This is a genomic window from Leptothermofonsia sp. ETS-13, from assembly GCF_049200465.1.
Lineage (GTDB): Bacteria > Cyanobacteriota > Cyanobacteriia > Leptolyngbyales > Leptolyngbyaceae > Leptothermofonsia.
This window is the reverse complement of the sequence record NZ_CP120836.1, coordinates 1813724-1831787: the sequence shown is the minus strand read 5'-3', so window position 1 is coordinate 1831787 and position 18064 is coordinate 1813724. Positions and strand designations below refer to the sequence as shown.

The following is an 18064-nucleotide window of genomic DNA, read 5'->3' as shown; positions in this document are numbered from 1 at the left end:
ATGAAGTTAAGTCGTAAGGAACTAACCCGTCGTCGGCATAATCGGGTGCGTCGCCGAGTTTTTGGAACTCCAGAGCGCCCTCGGTTAGCAGTTTTTCGTTCGAATGAGCATATTTATGTTCAGCTAATTGATGACACCAGGCAACATACGATCGCCGCAGCTTCGACCTTAGATGCTGAACTCAAGTCGAGCTTGAGTTCGGGTGCAAACTGTGAAGCGTCCGTGGCGGTTGGCAAATTGATTGCCCAGCGTTCGCTGGAAAAGGGCATCAAGCAAGTAGTTTTCGACCGGGGCGGCAACCTTTACCACGGTCGCGTCAAAGCTCTGGCAGAGGCAGCCCGTGAAGCTGGACTCGATTTCTAACTCAGTTGTTAGCTTTTTAGGGATTAGTTTTTAGAAAAGCTAACAACTAGCAACTAACAGCTAACAACTACAACCTGGAGAAACTATGGCAAAAGGTCGTAAAAGTACGAAAGCGCGAGAAAAGGAGACGGACTGGCAAGAGCGGGTCGTCCAAATCCGACGTGTGACAAAGGTGGTCAAGGGTGGTAAAAAGCTGAGCTTCCGGGCGATCGTCATTGTTGGCAATGAAAGAGGACAAGTTGGTGTTGGTGTTGGTAAAGCAAGTGATGTGATCGGTGCTGTGAAAAAGGGCGTTGCTGATGGGAAAAAGCATTTGATTGACGTACCTTTGACTAAGTCCAACTCTATCCCTCACCCTGCAACAGGAGCTGGCGGCGGAGCAAAAGTAATGATGCGGCCAGCGGCTCCGGGTACTGGCGTAATTGCCGGGGGAGCAGTTCGTACCGTTCTGGAGTTAGCTGGTGTCCGCAACGTCCTGGCTAAACAATTGGGTTCTGGCAACCCACTCAATAATGCTAGAGCTGCTGTGAATGCCCTGGAAACCCTACGGACTTTCTCTGAGGTCGCCGAAGAACGGGGAGTTTCGATTGAGAATCTCTATGCTTGATGGGTTTTGGCAATTCGCGTCTGTATATTAGAGCTGGACTTTGACCAACTCACTTACCACACCCCAACTCGTTAACCCCCTCTTGCCAATAATTTTTGAGGATCACTTATGAGACTTACGGATGCCGTTCCTAGGGAAGGTTCAAAGAAGCGCCGTCGCCGCATTGGACGGGGTATTTCGGCCGGGCAGGGTGCCAGTGGCGGTTTTGGGATGCGGGGACAAAAGTCGCGTTCCGGTCGTCCAACTCGCCCTGGCTTTGAAGGTGGACAGATGCCCCTCTATCGTCGTCTACCCAAGTTGAAGCACTTTCCACTGATCAACCGGATTAACTACACAATTATCAATATTGGTGACCTCGCGTTCTTACCCGCTAATAGTGAGGTTACTCTGAGCTCCCTCATGGAAACGGGGATCATCACTTCTGACGACGGTCCTTTGAAGGTTTTGGGGGATGGGGAAATCAATGTTCCCTTAAACGTGAAGGCAGCAGCTTTTAGTGCATCGGCTCGCGCTAAGATTGAGGCAGCAAAAGGAAGCTGTACGATAGAAGGGACGGAAGCAACTGCTGCATCCACTGACTAAAGTCAGCCTGATTGCGATCCCCATTCCCCTGGTTCCCCTGGTAGAGTGTACTAGGGGACAATTTATTCAAACCCTTATTTAAACGCGCATATATCGAGGACTCTTTCATGGTTGTTAGCCGAGACAAGACGCCGAGCGCTCAGGAAACCTTCGCCCAGATGGCTCAGGCGGCAGGGTTGAGAGGCCGAATCCTGCTCACGATTGGAATGCTAATTCTGATCCGTCTGGGGATGGTTTTGCCTCTGCCTGGGATTGATCGGGAGGAATTTAGGAATAGTATCGCCAACAGTCCACTAATTGGGTTCCTGGATATTTTTTCGGGAGGAGGCATCTCAACCTTAGGTATTTTTGCGTTGGGAATTCTCCCTTACATCAATGCCTCGATTATATTGCAGCTCTTAACTGCCGCCATTCCATCCCTGGAGAATCTCCAGAAAAATGAAGGGGAAGCTGGTCGTCGTAAAATTTCTCAGATTACTCGCTACGTTGCACTGGGGTGGGCGGTTGTTCAAAGTGTGGGGATTGCTATCTGGGTTCGACCCTTCGTTCAGGACTGGGGACCTTTGTTCATCGGGCAAACCGTACTGGCATTGACTGCCGGAGCGATGTTTGTGATGTGGGTGGGTGAACTCATTACTGAACGTGGCATCGGTAATGGTGCTTCTTTGCTGATTTTCGTCAATATCGTTTCCACCTTGCCTCGGTCTCTGGGGCAGACTCTGGAGCTTGCCCAGAGTGGAGATCGCAACATCGTTGGGGGAGTCATTATCCTACTGCTTGTTTTCCTGGTGATGATTGTAGGGATTGTCTTCGTTCAGGAAGGAACTCGCCGGATTCCGATTGTTTCTGCCCGGCGTCAGGTAGGTCGTCGCATGTATATGGAACGCAGCAGTTATCTGCCTCTACGGCTAAATCAGGGAGGCGTAATGCCCATCATCTTCGCCTCTGCTGTGCTGGTTTTGCCTCTAACCCTGGCTCAGGTTACCAAGAATGAAATTGTTGGTAGGATAGCAACCTATTTAAGTCCTAACGGACCAACCCCATGGGCATATGTAATTCTCTACCTGTTACTTATCCTCTTCTTCAGCTACTTTTATGCCTCGTTGATTATCAACCCGGTTGATATGTCCCAGAATTTGAAGAAGATGGGAGCTAGTATTCCGGGTATCCGTCCTGGTAAGGCAACCAGTGACTATATCGAGCGGGTGTTGAATCGTTTGACCTTTTTGGGAGCCATTTTCCTGGGGTTAGTGGCAATAGTTCCAACAGCAGTTGAAAGCGCAACTCGGGTCAGAACCTTTCAAGGATTGGGCGCAACCTCCCTTCTGATTCTGGTTGGTGTTGCGATTGATACAGCGAAGCAAATTCAGACCTACGTCATCTCCCAGCGTTATGAAGGGATGGTGAAACAGTAGTGGCACGATTGATATTTTTGGGTGCCCCAGGAGCAGGTAAAGGCACCCAGGCAAAAGTACTGGCAGAGTTCTCCCATATTCCTCACATTTCCACAGGAGATATTCTGCGGGAAGCCGTTGCCCAGAAAACCCCCCTGGGAGAAAAGGCGCAAGGCTTTATGGACAGGGGAGAGTTAGTTCCCGATCAACTGGTGATTGAATTAATGCGAGAGCGGCTAAGCCGACCAGATGCAAAATTGGGCTGGATCCTGGATGGGTTTCCACGAACCGTTACTCAAGCCACATTTTTGGATGAATTACTGACGGAGATTAACCAACCTTATGATCAGGCTGTGAACCTGGAGGTACCAGACGATGTGCTGGTTGCACGTTTACTAGGGCGGGGGCGTAAGGATGATACCGAAGATGTGATTCGAAAACGGCTACAAGTCTATCGTGAACAGACCGCACCCTTAATTGACTTCTATAAGCGTCGGCACAAGCTGGTTTCCATCAATGGCAATGTGCCACCGGATGAAGTCACCGCCGAACTTAAAAAGTTTGTTTGATGAAGCAGGAGTAGGTACCTATCTGCGGTTTCAACTCTTGCTGAATTGGTAGCTATCCCGAATATGCGGGATTGAAGGTAAATGATCTAGACTCAAAAAAGAAATGATTTGTTATGGTTAAGTGCCCAATTTCAAGATTCAGTAGAGGTAACCAGTTTGTCCAAGCAAGACTTGATTGAAATGGAAGGGACAGTGACTGAGTCACTACCCAATGCAATGTTTCGGGTTGATCTCGATAATGGCTTTAACGTGCTTGCCCATATTTCAGGTAAGATTCGGCGGAACTACATCAAAATTCTACCGGGCGATCGCGTCAAGGTAGAATTAACGCCTTATGACCTGACAAAAGGACGAATCACCTATCGTCTGCGAAATAAAAAGTAATTCCAACTCTCCTTTATTCATCCTTAGCGGTATTGGATGGCTATAACTGGAAAAACACTTAATAGATAAATTTGACAACTTTTATTAAAGTTTGATAGAATGTTGTGTTTGTAATACTGACGAGATGAGGCATGAAGGTTCGGGCGTCTGTTCGTAAAATCTGTGAGAAATGTCGGGTCATCCGTCGTCGTGGCAGAGTCATGGTGATTTGTTCTAACCCTAAGCATAAACAGCGTCAGGGATAGTCCATTGCCATCAAAAGCTTCACAGCACTGCAATCAAGACATCGGTAAAACTGAAATTCGTAGCGACTACTAAAAACTGGGAGAGAAAAGCGTGGCAAGGATTGCCGGAGTGGATCTGCCTCGAGACAAGCGTGTCGAGATTGGTCTGACCTATATTTATGGAATTGGGCTTACTCGGTCCAAAGAAATTCTTAGGGCGACCGGAGTTAACCCAGACATCCGTGTCAAGGATTTGAGTGATGCGGATATCGCTGCTCTGCGAGCTGAAGTTGAGGGAAACTATCAGGTTGAGGGGGATTTGAGACGGCTGGAAGCCATGAACATCAAACGTTTGATGGATATTGGTACCTATCGTGGTCGCCGTCACCGTTTAGGATTACCCGTCCGTGGGCAGCGAACCCGCACAAACGCCCGGACTCGTCGTGGAGGTCGTCGTACTGTCGCTGGTAAGAAGAAGGCTCCCAGCAAGAAGTAATGTCACAATGACTGCCTTGTGGAGCTGGATTAAAAATCTTGGACTCTAACTTGTCAAGATAATCGGGATTCGTACTCCAGCTATCCAAAGGTGGCTGACTAAACTTCATCCTATTGATTTAGCTTAAACCCTAGAAAGAACAACTATGCCTCCAGGAAAACCAACCAGAAAAACTGGGGCACGCAAGCCGAAGAAAAACGTGCCCAGTGGAGTGGCCTATATCCAGTCCACTTTCAACAATACTATTGTCACCATCGCTGATACCAATGGGGAAGTGATCTCTTGGGCTTCAGCAGGTTCCAGTGGTTTTAAAGGGGCCAAGAAGGGGACCCCATTTGCTGCCCAAACAGCGGCTGAAGCGGCGGCTCGTCGAGCAATGGATCAGGGCATGCGCCAGATTGAGGTCATGGTGAGTGGGCCAGGGGCAGGACGGGAGACGGCAATTCGGGCACTCCAGGGAGCGGGATTGGAAATTACACTCATTCGAGATGTGACCCCTATCCCTCATAACGGTTGTCGTCCCCCTAAACGACGTCGAGTTTAAGAGGAGAAAGAAACTGGGATCTGGCATTCTGCTAAGGCAGTGCCAGACCTTCTCGGTTTAACGCAGATTAGGAAGGTGCTGAAGTCGGAGTTGAGTGGATAAGGCATTTGCCTTTTATCGAGTAGAGGGGAGGTTGCTGCATGGCACAATTTCAGGTCGAGTGTGTAGAGACTAAGACCGAAAGGGATCAGAGTCAGAGTAGTCGCTTTGTAATTGAACCTTTGGATCGGGGGCAGGGAACAACGCTTGGGAATGCCTTGCGGCGTGTGTTGTTGTCCAATTTGGAGGGGGCAGCGGTTACCGCTGTGCGAATTGCTGGGGTGAACCACGAGTTCGCCACGATTCCAGGAGTGCGAGAAGATGTGTTGGACATTTTGTTGAACATGAAGAAGGTTGTGCTGAAAAGCTACTCTTCCCAACCTCAGATTGGTCGCCTTCTAGTACATGGACCTGCAACTGTCACAGCGGAACAATTCGACTTACCTTCTGAAGTCGAATTGGTGGATCCCAATCAGTACATTGCTACCCTCTCTGCTGGATCAACATTGGAGATGGAGTTCAGGATCGAGCGTGGAAAAGGCTACCGGGCTGTGGAAAAAGGTCGGGATGAGACTGCTGCCCTCGACTTTCTCCAGATTGATTCTGTCTTTATGCCAGTTCGTAAGGTGAATTACTCGGTAGAAGATGCCAGGGTAGGTGGGTCTATCGAGAAGGATCGCCTGATTATGGAGATCTGGACAAACGGAAGCCTGACTCCTCAGGAAGCCCTCAGCCATGCCGCTAATATCCTCGTCGATCTGTTTAATCCTCTGAAGGAAATTCCTGACAGCGCTGCTCCTGACGATATTGATGATATTGAAGACCCCGCCAATCAAATTCCAATTGAGGAGCTACAGCTATCTGTTCGTGCTTACAACTGTTTGAAGCGAGCTCAGATCAATTCTGTGGCAGATTTGCTTGATTACAGCCAGGAAGATCTGCTGGAGATCAAGAATTTTGGTCAGAAATCAGCTGAGGAAGTCGTTGAGGCCCTGCAACAGCGACTTGGCATTACCCTACCTCAAGAAAAGTCGTCCAAATCGAATGGGTAGTTGTTGCTCCTTCGTTTCTAGTTATGCCAGCCAGAAGCGAAGGGGAATGAAGGGACCACTCCAAGCGACCACTTCATTTGTTAATCACAATCTACTGTTAGTCATTCCATTGAACCAGTCCTATGCGTCATCGTTGTCGTGTCCCTCAACTTAGTAAGCCTGCTGACCAGCGTCGTGCTCTGTTACGGGCGTTGACGACTGAGTTAATTCGCCACGGTCGGATTACGACGACCAAAGCTCGGGCGAAGGCCGTTCGCTCTGAAGCTGAACGTATGATCACCTTGGCAAAGGATGGCTCTCTAGCCGCCCGCCGGCAGGCGATGGGCTATCTGTATGACAAGCAACTAGTTCACGCGCTGTTTGAGCAGGCGGGTTCTCGCTATGGCGATCGCAATGGCGGCTACACCCGTATTCTCCGGACAGTTCATCGCCGGGGAGACAACTCTGAGATGGCTATCATTGAACTCATTTGATTCATGCTGTTGACTGCCCCACTACCAACCCAACGAGTTGCCCTGGTGATTCAATACCTGGGCACCCACTTTCATGGCTGGCAGCGGCAGCCCAATCATCGAACGGTTCAGGAAGAGATTGAAACCACAATTGAGTCTGTATTGGGGCATCCAGTTCGAATTCATGCGGCTGGCAGAACCGATACCGGAGTGCATGCGGCGGCTCAGGTTGCCCACTTCGATGCCCCTGCCAAAATTCCGGCTCATCGCTGGGCTGATATTCTCAACTCCCGGTTGCCAGACGACATTCTAATTCGGGCATCGGCAGCAGTTAGCCCTACCTGGCATGCTCGGTTTTCAGCAATTTGGCGTCGCTATCGTTATACGCTCTATACCGATCCCTGCCCAAATTTGTTTATTCGCCCCTTTACCTGGCACTACTACTATGAACCGCTGGATGAATTCTTAATTCAAGCTGCGCTGACGCCGCTGGTTGGGCGACATCACTTGGCAGCGTTCCATCGAGCAGGCTCTAAGCGTCCCCATTCCTGGGTAGAGGTTCAAGTGGCTGAGTGCCAGCGACAGGGTTCCTTTCTCTCTATTGAAATTCAGGCAAGTGGATTTCTCTATGGAATGATGCGGCTACTGGTGGGGTTACTGGTTCAGGTTGGGCGAGGGGTGCGATCGCCCCTTCACTTTACAGAAATCTGGAAGGCCCAGCACCGAGACCAGGTCAAGTATGCAGCACCGCCTCAGGGATTGTGTTTGCTGAGAGTGGGTTACCCAGAATTCCCATTTCCGCCTGAGGTCTGGTTTGATACCTTGCCCACCTTTGTCTTTCCATCCTTACCAGAACGATTACCCATCACCTGACTCGAAAATATTCCCCTTGGCTCTCCTTTTTGTTTACGGCACTGTCCGCAGTTTATAGTCGCCAGTTAAATCAACTCTGGAAAAAGGTTTTTAATCGTTTAACCTCTGAAGCACACCAAGACTGTCATGAACAAGACTTATCTTCCTCCTCAAGACGCCATCGAGCGTAAGTGGTACGTTGTTGATGCGACCGATCAGCGCCTCGGTCGTTTAGCCAGCGAAATTGCTATGGTGTTACGTGGCAAGAATAAACCCACTTACACGCCCTCTCTAGACACCGGCGACTTCGTGATTGTTGTTAATGCTGAAAAGGTGAATGTGACAGGTAAGAAGCAGACTCAAAAACTTTACCGCCATCACTCCGGACGACCAGGTGGCATGAAAACAGAAACCTACGCCAAACTCCAGGCTCGCCTTCCAGAGCGGATTGTTGAGCATGCTGTTAAAGGGATGCTGCCTAAAAATACCCTCGGTCGGCAACTTTTTACTAAGCTAAAGGTGTATGCCGGGCCCAATCATCCCCATCAGGCTCAACAGCCTGAGCCCTTAGATATCAAGACCATTCCAGGAGGAAAGAATTAATGCAAGCAACGGACCAAGGACGCGTAATGTATTTTGGAACTGGTCGACGCAAATCTGCTATTGCGCGAGTGCGTCTGGTTCCTGGCAGTGGTCAATTGATTGTCAATGGTAGATCTGGTGAGCAATACTTCCAATTCAATGCGGATTACCTGGCAACCGCGAAGGCTCCACTGGAAACCCTGGGCCATGAAAGTGAATATGATATCTTGGTAAATGCCCATGGGGGTGGATTGACCGGGCAAGCGGATGCCGTTCGCTTAGGTGTCGCTCGTGCCCTTTGTCAGCTAGACCCCGATAATCGTAAACCACTCAAAATAGAAGGCTACCTCACCCGTGACCCACGTGCGAAGGAGCGTAAGAAGTATGGATTGCGCAAGGCTCGTAAGGCTCCTCAGTACTCGAAGCGTTAAGGACTTTGGGACTGTAGTCAACCCGGTGTCATTCACAATCTATGGCTCGTTTTTGACTTCTCCCCTGAAGCTTGATGTTTGAAATCTAGAATCGTTGTAAGAGCAAATTCCACAGTAAGAGAGCGATAGAGATGGCTAAGCCTGATATTCATCCCCAATGGTACCCAGAGGCAAAGGTTTATTGTAACGGCGAAGTCGTGATGACCGTTGGTTCGACAAAACCTGAGCTGCATGTAGATGTCTGGTCTGGCAATCATCCCTTCTTTACGGGTACTCAGAAGATTATTGATACAGAAGGGCGGGTTGAGCGGTTCCTGCGGAAGTACGGCATGATGGAAGGTGGAGAGGATACGACTCAGACCAAGAAAAAGCGGTAGGTAACGGGCTTTAGATTCTGGGGCTGAGGTTCCGATCTTAAAGTTTGTTAGTGCTTACTGAATTTTCCTGAGTCTGAGTGGTTCCTTTTTATGGCTGAAGCATACCTGCTAGATAAGCTGCAATCGGTTGAACAGACCTTTAACGAATTGACCAAACGGTTGGCGGATCCGGATGTAGCGAAGGATCCGTCTGAGTTGCAGCGGGTTGCTAAGGCACGTTCATCGCTTGAGGATGTGGTCAATACTTACGAAGCCTGGAAGGTTGCCCAGGAAGAATTGGCGGGTGCAAAGCAGATTGTCAAAGAGGCGAACGGTGATTCAGAGCTACAGGAAATGGCAGCCCTGGAGGTTGAAGAACTTCAGGCTAAGCTGGAGCAGTTAGAAACCCGTCTCAAAATCCTGTTGTTGCCCAGTGACCCGAACGATGATAAGAACATCATGCTCGAAATTCGGGCAGGAGCGGGTGGTGATGAGGCGAGCATCTGGGCAGGTGATCTGGTCAGGATGTATTCCAAATATGCGGAGACGCAGGGCTGGCGGGTGAAGCTGGTGAGTGAGTCCCCGGCAGATATGGGTGGCTTTAAAGAAGCAATTCTGGAAATCCAGGGCGATCGCGTCTACAGTAAGCTGAAGTTTGAGGCTGGTGTTCATCGAGTCCAGCGCGTGCCAGCAACGGAGGCTCAGGGACGGGTACATACCTCAACAGCGACTGTGGCCGTGATGCCGGAAATTGATGATGTTGAGGTCCATATCGATCCGAATGAAGTTGAAATCTCGACGATTCGGTCTGGGGGCGCAGGTGGACAGAACGTGAACAAGGTTGAAACCGCCGTAGACCTTCTGCACAAGCCAACCGGAATTCGGATCAAGTGTATGGAGGAGCGATCGCAGCTACAAAATCGGGAACGGGCGATGCAAATCCTACGGGCAAAGCTCTATGAAATGAAGCTTCAGGAGCAGCAGAATGCCGTCACTTCAGCCCGGCGGATGCAGGTTGGTACGGGTTCTCGTTCTGAAAAAATTCGGACTTATAACTACAAAGACAACCGGGTGACCGATCATCGATTGGGACAAAACTTTAGCCTCACTCCAATTTTGGAAGGAGATCTGGAAGATTTGATTCAAACCTGTATTTCTCAAGACCAGCAGGACCAGCTTGAAGCAATGGCGGCGGAAACGAACGGTTCGGCTGTATAAGTGGGGTTAGCTGATTTGAGCAACAGGCGATGGGCAAAAGGGTGGATGGGGTAGATGAGGGATAGGGTGATGGAGGGATAGGGTGTGCCCTCTACATCCATTACGGGGTTGTCAATTTTTCTGTAGTGGCAATCCTGGAAAGGGGGGCGAGGGAATCAGAGTTTCAGGGAGTCAGAGCCCTGTTTCCAGAACACTCACTCCATTACTCATCCACTCCTTCCCCCTTCTGGCTCTTACCTGTCGTCTGATATCCTCCCGCTCTCGGCTTTTTGCTGCTGGTAGCGTTCCTTAAACTTCTTCTGCTGTTGGTTATGCTCGACAATGGGGGGGGGGTAACCACAGCGATCGCATTCATCCGCTGGAATAGCCCCTGTCACCAGGGCTTCGGTATCAACACTCCGTAATTCTGGTAGCCACTCGCGGATGTATTCAGCATCGGGGTCAAACTTCCGGGTCTGGCTGGCCGGGTTAAAGATACGCAAAGGTTTGGGATCCATGCCACTGGATGCACTCCATTGCCAGCCGCCATTATTGGCTGAAAGGTCGCCATCGATTAATTTCTGCATAAAGTATTTTTCACCCTGTTGCCAGTTGATTAGCAGATCTTTGGTTAAAAAGCTGGCAACGATCATGCGGCAGCGGTTGTGCATCCAGGCGATTGTATTGAGCTGGCGCATGGCTGCATCCACAATGGGGTAACCTGTTCTACCTTCGCACCATGCCTGAAAGTGGTCAGGGTTGTTCTCCCAGGGAAAAGCTTTCAGAACATTCCGGTAGGGGTTGTCTGCCAATTCTGGAAAAAAATACATCCCATGCTGGTAAAATTCCCGCCAGGCCAGTTCTTGCTGCCAGGTCTGAATGCTATCCCTGGCTTCGTCACTCCGACTGTTTTGTAACGCAGCAACAGTGGCGGCCCAAACGGTGCGGATGCCGATGACGCCAAATTTCAATGGGGCACTGAGGTGAGAGGTGCCGGGCAATGCCGGGAAGTTACGTTGATCTTTGTATTCCCAAACGGTACGTTCGCAAAAATCCTCTAACAGGTCCTGTGCTGCCGCTTCACCTGGCTCCACAAATAAATCTCTATCCCAGACAAAGCCCAAATCCTTTGGTGTCGGTAACTCAATTACACCTGCTGCTTGAGCTGCTTTCTGTTCGGTATCAGTCAATCCTTCTACACCTTCCAGGGTGCCAAAAGGTTCCTCTTTAGCTTTATGGCTCCAGTTGCGCCAGAAGGGGGTATAGACCGTATAAGGCTGTCCTGAACCAGTCATGATTTCCTTCGGTGCGTGCAGCAATTGGTCCCAGAAATGGTGAACCTCGATACCTTTTTCGCGTAAGGCGGCAGCAACAGTGCGATCGCGATCGCGCGAGTAAGGTTCCACATCCTGGTTAAAAAACACCGCTGTTGCCTGAAGAGCCGCTGCTAGAGTCGGAATTCCTGCACGGGGGTCGGCCTTCAGAATCAATAGCTGGCTACCTGCCTGAGCATACCGCTGCTGCAATTTCTGGAGACAGCCCAGCATATAGGTTACCCTGGCCGGTGCAACATCCTCCCGTTGCAAGATATGGGGGTCAAGACAAAACACACCCACAACCTTCTGAGATCGCTGGCGGGCAGCAGCCAGTCCCCGATTATCTGAAATTCGCAGGTCACGGCGATGCCAAAACAAAATTAAATCCGACATAAAGACCGATGATGTGCTCTTCAGAAAGTGCTAGTCAGCAAAACGAAAGTTTTGTTGGGGGTGAAGGGTTTGAACCCTTGCTTGGGGGCGAAACCCCCAAACCCCTATGTTGCAAAATTTAGTGTTTGCAACGCTAGTTGATCAACGGCTACTGGGAATACTTCTGATAAAGAGTTTGCAGGTCAATGCCTGCCACAGCCATGTTCCGCAAATCTACTATTCCTATTGTGCTTGTGCTGGGCTTGATATTCATTGGGTTTGGCGATAGATTTTTGCCCCAACCACTTAGTAGTGCCAGTTACCGGACTCGAACCACCATTAATCAGTGGATGATGGCAACCATGCGACTGTGGCAACCCAAAACCAATCCCTATGCCAGAACAGAACGGGCGATCGAGCGAGAAGAAAAGGGGAAATAGGAATCGTGATCAGCCTCATTTCAGGTGGTTTTTATCGCCCCAGGGCCGTTTCCAGGGTATGATAGGTAGCCGCATTGACTTCTGGCACGACGCACCCTTAACTGTTCCCTTATGACACAGCAATATCAAATCACACTTCTTCCTGGCGACGGAATCGGTCCCGAAATTATGACCGTAGCGGTTGAGGTGTTGAAAGTCGTTGGTGAACAAAGTGGGGTGTCCTTCCGATTCCAGGAGGCGTTAATTGGAGGAGCCGCGATTGATGCTAAAGGGGAACCCTTACCACCTGAGACGCTGGAAATCTGTATGAAGAGCGATGCCGTACTACTGGCGGCGATCGGCGGCTACAAATGGGACTCATTGCCACGCCATCTGCGTCCAGAGACCGGACTTCTAGGCTTGAGGGCTGGGTTAAAACTATTCGCTAACCTGCGCCCGGCCAAAATTTTGCCCCAGTTAATGGATGCTTCCAGCCTGAAACGGGAAGTGGTGGAGGGGGTAGACATTATGGTGGTGCGCGAACTGACCGGAGGTATTTATTTTGGTCAGCCCAGGGGAATTTTTACTACCGAAACGGGTGAAAAGCGCGGCGTTAATACGATGGCCTACACAGAGGCAGAAATTGACCGAATCGGGCGGATTGCTTTTGAAACTGCCCGCAAACGCCATAAAAAACTCTGCTCAGTGGATAAGGCCAATGTGCTGGAGGTTTCCCAACTTTGGCGCGATCGCATGAACGCCCTCGCCTCTGACTACCCCGATGTTGAGCTATCCCACATGTATGTGGACAATGCCGCCATGCAGCTTGTCCGCACTCCCCGCCAGTTTGACACTATCGTTACCAGCAATCTATTCGGTGATATTCTCTCCGACGAAGCTGCGATGTTAACCGGCAGCATTGGCATGTTACCTTCTGCCAGCCTGGGGGCATCGGCTCCTGGCGTGTTTGAACCTGTCCACGGTTCTGCCCCTGACATTGCTGGACAGGACAAGGCCAATCCCTTAGCAACCGTGCTTAGTGCTGCCATGATGTTACGTTACGGATTAAATCAACCCAACGCAGCGGATCGAATTGAGCAAGCTGTGCTAAAAGTGTTAGACCAAGATTACAGAACAGGAGACATCATGTCTGAGGGTATGACACTGTTGGGCTGTCAAGCGATGGGAGATGCATTGATCCAGGTAATTCGGGAGGGGTAGTTGTTATTAGGTGTTAGGTGCATTGACACACAGGGTTGTATCCATAGGGTGCTGTTAGTGATCTCGTAACGCACCGATCAAGTGGGAATAACGTCTCGTGCCATTACAGTTAGTTGTTAGAAAGGTGAGGGGTAAGGGCAGTATCTGTGGACCTGTCCAGAAAAGGCGAAAGGGTGAGTCGATGGCTAACAGCCAAGAGCCAACCGCCATACAAGAGCCAACCGCCATAAATTAACTCAAACTCTTCTGGCCCTTCTAGCCTCTAACATCTGACACCTACCCTTAACGCCTTGCCGAAATCGGACAAATGTACTAAAGTCAAACAAACAATAGGGGTTTAGACAGGTGGTATACGTATCACAGAAACAAGCGCATAGTCGGACGGATGACTCATTAGACTTTACAGCTTTGCTGGATCCCGCTCTGATTCGATCTGCGAGACAAATTTACACAACTTATTACGAGGTTCACCCTGGGCTGACCCAGCGCCCAATTGGGGTGGCTATTAACCGTTTTACCCATCGAGGTAAGCTCATCTTTGGTGGAAAGCCAGTTCTGCTACCGCAGGAATGTTTTGTTCCTTTCAGTCAGATTGAGTCGGAATTGTATTAGGAAGCGGTTACAGGATATAGGGTATAGGGAAAACTGAGATTACCCTACACCTTGTAACCTTCCTCCAATGGATTTTCTATTTGAGCTGCCTGTTACGGTTGTTGTGCTTTTTCTAGGCGCATCGGTGGGTAGCTTTTTGAATGTCGTTGTCTACCGACTTCCAGCGGGATTGTCGCTTTTGCATCCGCCTTCCCGCTGTCCCAAGTGTTTGAGTCGCCTTAGAAAACGGGAAAATGTTCCGGTTTTAGGCTGGTTCTGGCTGAGAGGTCGTTGTGCTCATTGCGGTAATCCCATTTCGGTGCGCTATCCCCTGGTGGAAGGGGTTACGGGCATTTTATTTGTGCTGACGTTCTGGCTTTTTGGCTGGTCCTGGCAGACGATTGGCTACTGGTTTTTTCTGAGCTGGCTTCTGGTCTTGTCGTTGATTGACCTGGATACGATGACATTACCCAATCCGCTGACCCAGTCAGGGTTAATTGCAGGTGTGGTGTTTCAGGTAGTCCTGGGCTTTTCCACAACTGCGACGTTGGCAGGCGCGATCGCCCAACTGATGCATGGAGTGGTGGGAGTCGTCCTGGGGCTGTGGCTGGTGGATCTGATCAGCCTGGTGGGCTCGGTGGCGCTGGGACAGACAGCCATGGGGGGAGGCGATGCCAAGCTCGCCGCCATGATGGGAGCATGGTTGGGCTGGAAGTTTCTCTTGCTGGCTGGATTTTTGGCCTGCGCGGTGGGGGCGTTTGTCGGTGGAGGTGCGATCGCCCTTGGCTTGCTTAAACGCCGTCAGCCTATGCCCTTTGGTCCCTTTCTGGCATTGGGGGCATTGTTAGCCGTGTTTTGGGGCGATGCGATAATAGCAACCTATATGAGTATCTTCTTTCCGCTCGCTTATGCAGGGTGGAAGGTGAGCGGGATGTGATGGGGTTGGGAGTGGTGGGGGGAGGGGTGATGGAGTCATCCACTTATCCACCCTCCCACCTCTCTCTAACAACCAAAAACTAACAACTGGGCTTCACCCTATCACTCATCCACCCTCCCACCCCTCTCCCCCTCTTTAACAACTAACAACCAACAACTGACAACTTTCCTGAATGACTACCCCAAATACTGACCCAATCGCCATTGCCTGTGAGTACTATCGGGCAGGCAGATTGGCAGAGGCAGAAGCACTTTATCGGCGGGTGTTGGAGCGGGAACCAGAGCAAGTTCAGGTGTTGTTTTGGCTGGCAACGATTGCTAACCAGTTGAGTAAGCCGGAGGAAAGTATGGCTTACTACCAACGAATTCTGGAACTGAAACCCAATGATGCGACGGCTCACAGTAACTTGGGTTCGGTGCTGGGGCATCAGGGGCGTATAGCAGAAGCGATCGCTCACCACCGTCAAGCTCTGGCATTGATGCCCAGTAATGCAGATGCTCACTACAACCTGGCAGTGGCGCTCTATCAAGCTGGACAGGTTGAGGAAGCGGCTCTCCACTACCGACGAGCGACGGAACTGAATCCCGATCATGCCAGTGCCCATGCAAATTTGGGATTGGCTCTCTATGGGCAGGGCAATCTGGAGGAAGCGGTTATTCACTATCAAAAGGCGATCGCCCTCAAGCCTGACCACATCAATGCTCACAATGGTCTGGCGGTGGTGTTGTATCATCTGGGGCGATTAGATGAAGCAACCTTCCACTGTCAGCAGGCGATCGCCTTCAATCCCAACTACTTTAGTGCTTACAACAACCTGGGCACGATCTTTCAGAAGCAGGGTCGGTTGGATGAGGCGATGGTGCAGTATCAGCGGGCGATCTCGCTTAACCCTAACTATGCCAATGCCTATGACAATTTGGGAACAATTTACCAGGAGCGGAAGAACCTGGAAACAGCAATCGCTCATTACCGCAAAGCGATCACCTTGGATCCTCGCTCGGCCAATGCCCACAACAATCTGGGTTCCGCATTGAAGGCGCAGGGCAGACTAGAAGAGGCGATTGCTTGCTGTCGGGAAGCGATTCGGCTTCAACCAAACCATGCCGATGCCCATAACAATTTAGGGAGTAGTCTAGTCGAACAAGCTCAATTTGAGGAGGCGATCGCCCATTACGAGCAGGCCATTCGCTACAAACCTGATCACGTCAACGCTCACCTTAACCTGGGCATTGTTCTGCTCATGCTGGGTGAGTTTCGGCGCGGTTTTGCCGAATACCACTGGCGCTGGCATAGTAACCAGTGCCCCCCACTACGCTATCCCCGTGCCTTCTGGGATGGCTCTGACTTAAAAGGCAAAATTATTTTACTGACGGCAGAGCAGGGGTTTGGTGACACGATTCAGTTTGCCCGCTATGCTCCGCTGGTTGCTCAACGTGGCGGTTGTGTCGTCGTGGCCTGCCAGAAACCCCTTGTACGTTTGTTAGAAACCCTGGCGGGAATTAATCGGTGCGTTGACCGGGATAGGGTCAATGTCGAAACCCATTTCCATGCCCCACTGCTGGACCTGCCCTTCATTTTGGGAACCACGCTTGAAACCATTCCTGCCAATGTTCCTTACTTAACACCCCCGCCCTCCCAGGTTCAACTGCCTCCTCCAGCCCAGCCAGAGAGCATTGCTCCTGCTGGGTCCTCTCCATCTTTCTCCACCTCGCTAAAAATTGGCATTGTCTGGGCATCCAACCCCGATAATGCCACCTCTCAAAAGCGAACCTGTCCACTGGCCTACTTTCTATCCCTGGCCCAGATTCCAGGCGTTACCCTATACAGCTTGCAGAAGGATTTATCGGAGTCAGATGCAGCGCTGTTGGAGGCGAATCCTATCCTCCTGGATTTACGTCACCAGTTAAACGATTTTGGAGATACGGCAGCGGCGATCGCCCAACTGGACCTGATTATCAGCGTGGACACTGCTGTTGCCCACCTGGCCGGGGCTCTGGGCAAATCTGTGTGGACATTACTGCCCTACGTTGCCGACTGGCGCTGGCTGCTTCATCGAGAAGATAGCCCCTGGTACCCCACCATGCGGCTGTTTCGCCAGAAGCGAGAGGGTGATTGGGAAGAGGTCTTCAGGCGTGTGGGAAAGGCACTGCGACAAAAGGTGGCAGAGGCCAGGGAAGGAGGAAAATCGGAACGCCAAGATTCAGAGAAAATGGAACGTCCGATGCTGGAGGGTTCTTCCACCGCCATTCAATCCGCTGAGCTTGTAAACCGATTGTCTTCCAACCCGCTCAGTATCTTCAAAAAATGTCGTCACGGGCTACTGCTCTACTACCCCAGCACACCAATGGGAAAGGCTTTGGAGCTCTATGGGGAGTGGCTGGAGGGAGAAGTTGATCTGTTTCGATCGCTCCTGCGTCCGGGGGATACAGTTGTTGAAGTGGGTGCTGCTATTGGAGCCCACACCCTCATTTTTGCTCGATTGGTTGGTGAAGCGGGAAAGGTAGTAGCGATCGCCCCGCAGCGTCTTTTATTCCAGGCACTCTGCGCCAATCTGGCAATCAATGGAATTGCCCATACCCACTGCTACCAGGCAATTCTGGGTGATACTTTGGGCTGGATACCTGTGACCTTTTCAGGTGTTGATTTACCTGGTCAGCCTGACCCATGCGTTGGTGAAAAGATCCCAATGATTACGCTGGACCAGTTGGAGTTGGCTCAATGTCGATTGCTCAAGATTGGTGTGGAAGAGGTCACGCTACGGGCGTTGCAGAGAGCCAGCACCACAATCCAGCAGCATCAACCTGTCCTATATTTTGAAAGTCTTCACCAGGAAGTTTCTCCAGACCTGATCTTTACCCTGAACTCCCTTGGCTACGACCTTTACTGGCACCATCCTCCGCTCTACAACCCCAAGAATTTCTTCCACAATCCTGAGAATATTTTTGGGGCAGCAAAAGCCTTTAACATCCTGGGTTTTCACCGCGATCAGAACATTCGAGTAGAAGGAATGAATCGCGTTATTCCTGGAAATGGGCTCTCTAGGTCAACGAGAGATCCTGGAATCTCGATAAAATAGGATGCTGC

At 50.6% G+C, this 18064-nt stretch carries 22 protein-coding genes; 21 read left to right on the top strand and 1 reads right to left on the bottom strand.

Annotated elements, in window-relative coordinates:
- The 16 genes from rplR to prfA all read left to right on the top strand — a co-directional run bounded on the left by rplR (position 1) and on the right by prfA (position 10145).
- Positions 1–363: a 50S ribosomal protein L18 gene (gene rplR, locus P4D80_RS08175; protein ID WP_421658539.1), complete on the top strand. Its 363-nt coding sequence runs from the start codon at positions 1–3 to the stop codon at positions 361–363.
- 85 nt (positions 364–448) lie between these two features.
- A complete protein-coding gene (rpsE, locus tag P4D80_RS08170; RefSeq protein WP_421658537.1) occupies positions 449–970 on the top strand; it encodes a 30S ribosomal protein S5 in 522 nt (173 codons plus the stop codon).
- Between the two features lie 108 nt (positions 971–1078).
- Positions 1079–1552, top strand: coding sequence for a 50S ribosomal protein L15 (rplO, locus tag P4D80_RS08165; RefSeq protein ID WP_421658536.1), 474 nt, complete (start codon positions 1079–1081; stop codon positions 1550–1552).
- 107 nt (positions 1553–1659) lie between these two features.
- Positions 1660–2967, top strand: coding sequence for a preprotein translocase subunit SecY (gene secY / locus P4D80_RS08160; RefSeq protein WP_421658535.1), 1308 nt, complete (start codon positions 1660–1662; stop codon positions 2965–2967).
- A complete protein-coding gene (locus P4D80_RS08155; protein ID WP_421658533.1) occupies positions 2967–3515 on the top strand; it encodes an adenylate kinase in 549 nt (182 codons plus the stop codon). The genes secY and P4D80_RS08155 overlap by 1 nt, the downstream gene beginning before the upstream one ends.
- A 156-nt stretch (positions 3516–3671) precedes the next feature.
- A complete protein-coding gene (gene infA / locus P4D80_RS08150; protein ID WP_009767978.1) occupies positions 3672–3899 on the top strand; it encodes a translation initiation factor IF-1 in 228 nt (75 codons plus the stop codon).
- Between the two features lie 131 nt (positions 3900–4030).
- Positions 4031–4144 carry a 50S ribosomal protein L36 gene (gene rpmJ / locus P4D80_RS08145; protein WP_071782548.1) on the top strand — a complete coding sequence of 38 codons (114 nt, stop codon included), beginning with the start codon at positions 4031–4033 and terminating at the stop codon, positions 4142–4144.
- A 91-nt stretch (positions 4145–4235) separates the two neighbouring features.
- Positions 4236–4619: a 30S ribosomal protein S13 gene (gene rpsM / locus P4D80_RS08140; RefSeq protein ID WP_421658532.1), complete on the top strand. Its 384-nt coding sequence runs from the start codon at positions 4236–4238 to the stop codon at positions 4617–4619.
- A gap of 145 nt (positions 4620–4764) precedes the next feature.
- On the top strand, positions 4765–5163 hold the full coding sequence (gene rpsK, locus P4D80_RS08135; RefSeq protein ID WP_421658530.1) for a 30S ribosomal protein S11: 399 nt from the start codon (positions 4765–4767) through the stop codon (positions 5161–5163).
- Between the two features lie 140 nt (positions 5164–5303).
- Positions 5304–6254: a DNA-directed RNA polymerase subunit alpha gene (locus P4D80_RS08130; protein ID WP_421658528.1), complete on the top strand. Its 951-nt coding sequence runs from the start codon at positions 5304–5306 to the stop codon at positions 6252–6254.
- A gap of 122 nt (positions 6255–6376) precedes the next feature.
- Positions 6377–6727 (top strand): 50S ribosomal protein L17, encoded by a 351-nt coding sequence (gene rplQ, locus P4D80_RS08125; RefSeq protein ID WP_421658527.1) that lies wholly within the window; start codon positions 6377–6379, stop codon positions 6725–6727.
- Positions 6728–6730: 3 nt separating this feature from the next.
- Positions 6731–7579 (top strand): tRNA pseudouridine(38-40) synthase TruA, encoded by an 849-nt coding sequence (gene truA, locus P4D80_RS08120; protein ID WP_421658526.1) that lies wholly within the window; start codon positions 6731–6733, stop codon positions 7577–7579.
- Between the two features lie 126 nt (positions 7580–7705).
- Entirely contained in the window at positions 7706–8161 is a 456-nt protein-coding gene (gene rplM / locus P4D80_RS08115; RefSeq protein WP_421658525.1) for a 50S ribosomal protein L13, read from the top strand.
- Positions 8161–8571 carry a 30S ribosomal protein S9 gene (gene rpsI, locus P4D80_RS08110; protein WP_421658523.1) on the top strand — a complete coding sequence of 137 codons (411 nt, stop codon included), beginning with the start codon at positions 8161–8163 and terminating at the stop codon, positions 8569–8571. The genes rplM and rpsI overlap by 1 nt, the downstream gene beginning before the upstream one ends.
- A gap of 131 nt (positions 8572–8702) precedes the next feature.
- Positions 8703–8948 carry a 50S ribosomal protein L31 gene (gene rpmE / locus P4D80_RS08105; RefSeq protein WP_421658522.1) on the top strand — a complete coding sequence of 82 codons (246 nt, stop codon included), beginning with the start codon at positions 8703–8705 and terminating at the stop codon, positions 8946–8948.
- 105 nt (positions 8949–9053) lie between these two features.
- Positions 9054–10145, top strand: a complete 1092-nt coding sequence (prfA, locus tag P4D80_RS08100; RefSeq protein WP_421659505.1) for a peptide chain release factor 1 — start codon at positions 9054–9056, stop codon at positions 10143–10145.
- Positions 10146–10378: 233 nt separating this feature from the next.
- On the opposite strand, the gene P4D80_RS08095 is transcribed toward prfA, so the two are convergent.
- Positions 10379–11833: an FAD-binding domain-containing protein gene (locus P4D80_RS08095; RefSeq protein WP_421658521.1), complete on the bottom strand. Its 1455-nt coding sequence runs from the start codon at positions 11831–11833 to the stop codon at positions 10379–10381.
- Positions 11834–12018: 185 nt separating this feature from the next.
- Here P4D80_RS08095 and P4D80_RS08090 point away from each other — a divergent pair, with 185 nt between their 5' ends.
- The 5 genes from P4D80_RS08090 (at position 12019) to P4D80_RS08070 (ending at position 18056) form a co-directional block, all read left to right on the top strand.
- Positions 12019–12252, top strand: coding sequence for a hypothetical protein (locus tag P4D80_RS08090; protein WP_421658520.1), 234 nt, complete (start codon positions 12019–12021; stop codon positions 12250–12252).
- A gap of 111 nt (positions 12253–12363) precedes the next feature.
- A complete protein-coding gene (gene leuB / locus P4D80_RS08085; RefSeq protein WP_421658519.1) occupies positions 12364–13452 on the top strand; it encodes a 3-isopropylmalate dehydrogenase in 1089 nt (362 codons plus the stop codon).
- 345 nt (positions 13453–13797) lie between these two features.
- Positions 13798–14064 carry a hypothetical protein gene (locus P4D80_RS08080; RefSeq protein ID WP_421658518.1) on the top strand — a complete coding sequence of 89 codons (267 nt, stop codon included), beginning with the start codon at positions 13798–13800 and terminating at the stop codon, positions 14062–14064.
- A gap of 67 nt (positions 14065–14131) precedes the next feature.
- Positions 14132–14980: a prepilin peptidase gene (locus P4D80_RS08075; RefSeq protein WP_421658516.1), complete on the top strand. Its 849-nt coding sequence runs from the start codon at positions 14132–14134 to the stop codon at positions 14978–14980.
- Positions 14981–15152: 172 nt separating this feature from the next.
- On the top strand, positions 15153–18056 hold the full coding sequence (locus tag P4D80_RS08070) for an FkbM family methyltransferase (RefSeq protein WP_421658515.1): 2904 nt from the start codon (positions 15153–15155) through the stop codon (positions 18054–18056).
- Positions 18057–18064: the final 8 nt, after the last annotated feature.

Coding starts and splice junctions, on each gene's coding strand:
- rplR (WP_421658539.1), top strand. CDS start 1: ATGAAGTTAAGTCGTAAGGAACTAACCCGTCGTCGGCATAATCGGGTG.
- rpsE (WP_421658537.1), top strand. CDS start 449: ATGGCAAAAGGTCGTAAAAGTACGAAAGCGCGAGAAAAGGAGACGGAC.
- rplO (WP_421658536.1), top strand. CDS start 1,079: ATGAGACTTACGGATGCCGTTCCTAGGGAAGGTTCAAAGAAGCGCCGT.
- secY (WP_421658535.1), top strand. CDS start 1,660: ATGGTTGTTAGCCGAGACAAGACGCCGAGCGCTCAGGAAACCTTCGCC.
- rpmJ (WP_071782548.1), top strand. CDS start 4,031: ATGAAGGTTCGGGCGTCTGTTCGTAAAATCTGTGAGAAATGTCGGGTC.
- rpsK (WP_421658530.1), top strand. CDS start 4,765: ATGCCTCCAGGAAAACCAACCAGAAAAACTGGGGCACGCAAGCCGAAG.
- P4D80_RS08130 (WP_421658528.1), top strand. CDS start 5,304: ATGGCACAATTTCAGGTCGAGTGTGTAGAGACTAAGACCGAAAGGGAT.
- rplQ (WP_421658527.1), top strand. CDS start 6,377: ATGCGTCATCGTTGTCGTGTCCCTCAACTTAGTAAGCCTGCTGACCAG.
- truA (WP_421658526.1), top strand. CDS start 6,731: ATGCTGTTGACTGCCCCACTACCAACCCAACGAGTTGCCCTGGTGATT.
- rplM (WP_421658525.1), top strand. CDS start 7,706: ATGAACAAGACTTATCTTCCTCCTCAAGACGCCATCGAGCGTAAGTGG.
- rpsI (WP_421658523.1), top strand. CDS start 8,161: ATGCAAGCAACGGACCAAGGACGCGTAATGTATTTTGGAACTGGTCGA.
- rpmE (WP_421658522.1), top strand. CDS start 8,703: ATGGCTAAGCCTGATATTCATCCCCAATGGTACCCAGAGGCAAAGGTT.
- P4D80_RS08095 (WP_421658521.1), bottom strand. CDS start 11,833: ATGTCGGATTTAATTTTGTTTTGGCATCGCCGTGACCTGCGAATTTCA.
- P4D80_RS08090 (WP_421658520.1), top strand. CDS start 12,019: ATGCCTGCCACAGCCATGTTCCGCAAATCTACTATTCCTATTGTGCTT.
- leuB (WP_421658519.1), top strand. CDS start 12,364: ATGACACAGCAATATCAAATCACACTTCTTCCTGGCGACGGAATCGGT.
- P4D80_RS08075 (WP_421658516.1), top strand. CDS start 14,132: ATGGATTTTCTATTTGAGCTGCCTGTTACGGTTGTTGTGCTTTTTCTA.
- P4D80_RS08070 (WP_421658515.1), top strand. CDS start 15,153: ATGACTACCCCAAATACTGACCCAATCGCCATTGCCTGTGAGTACTAT.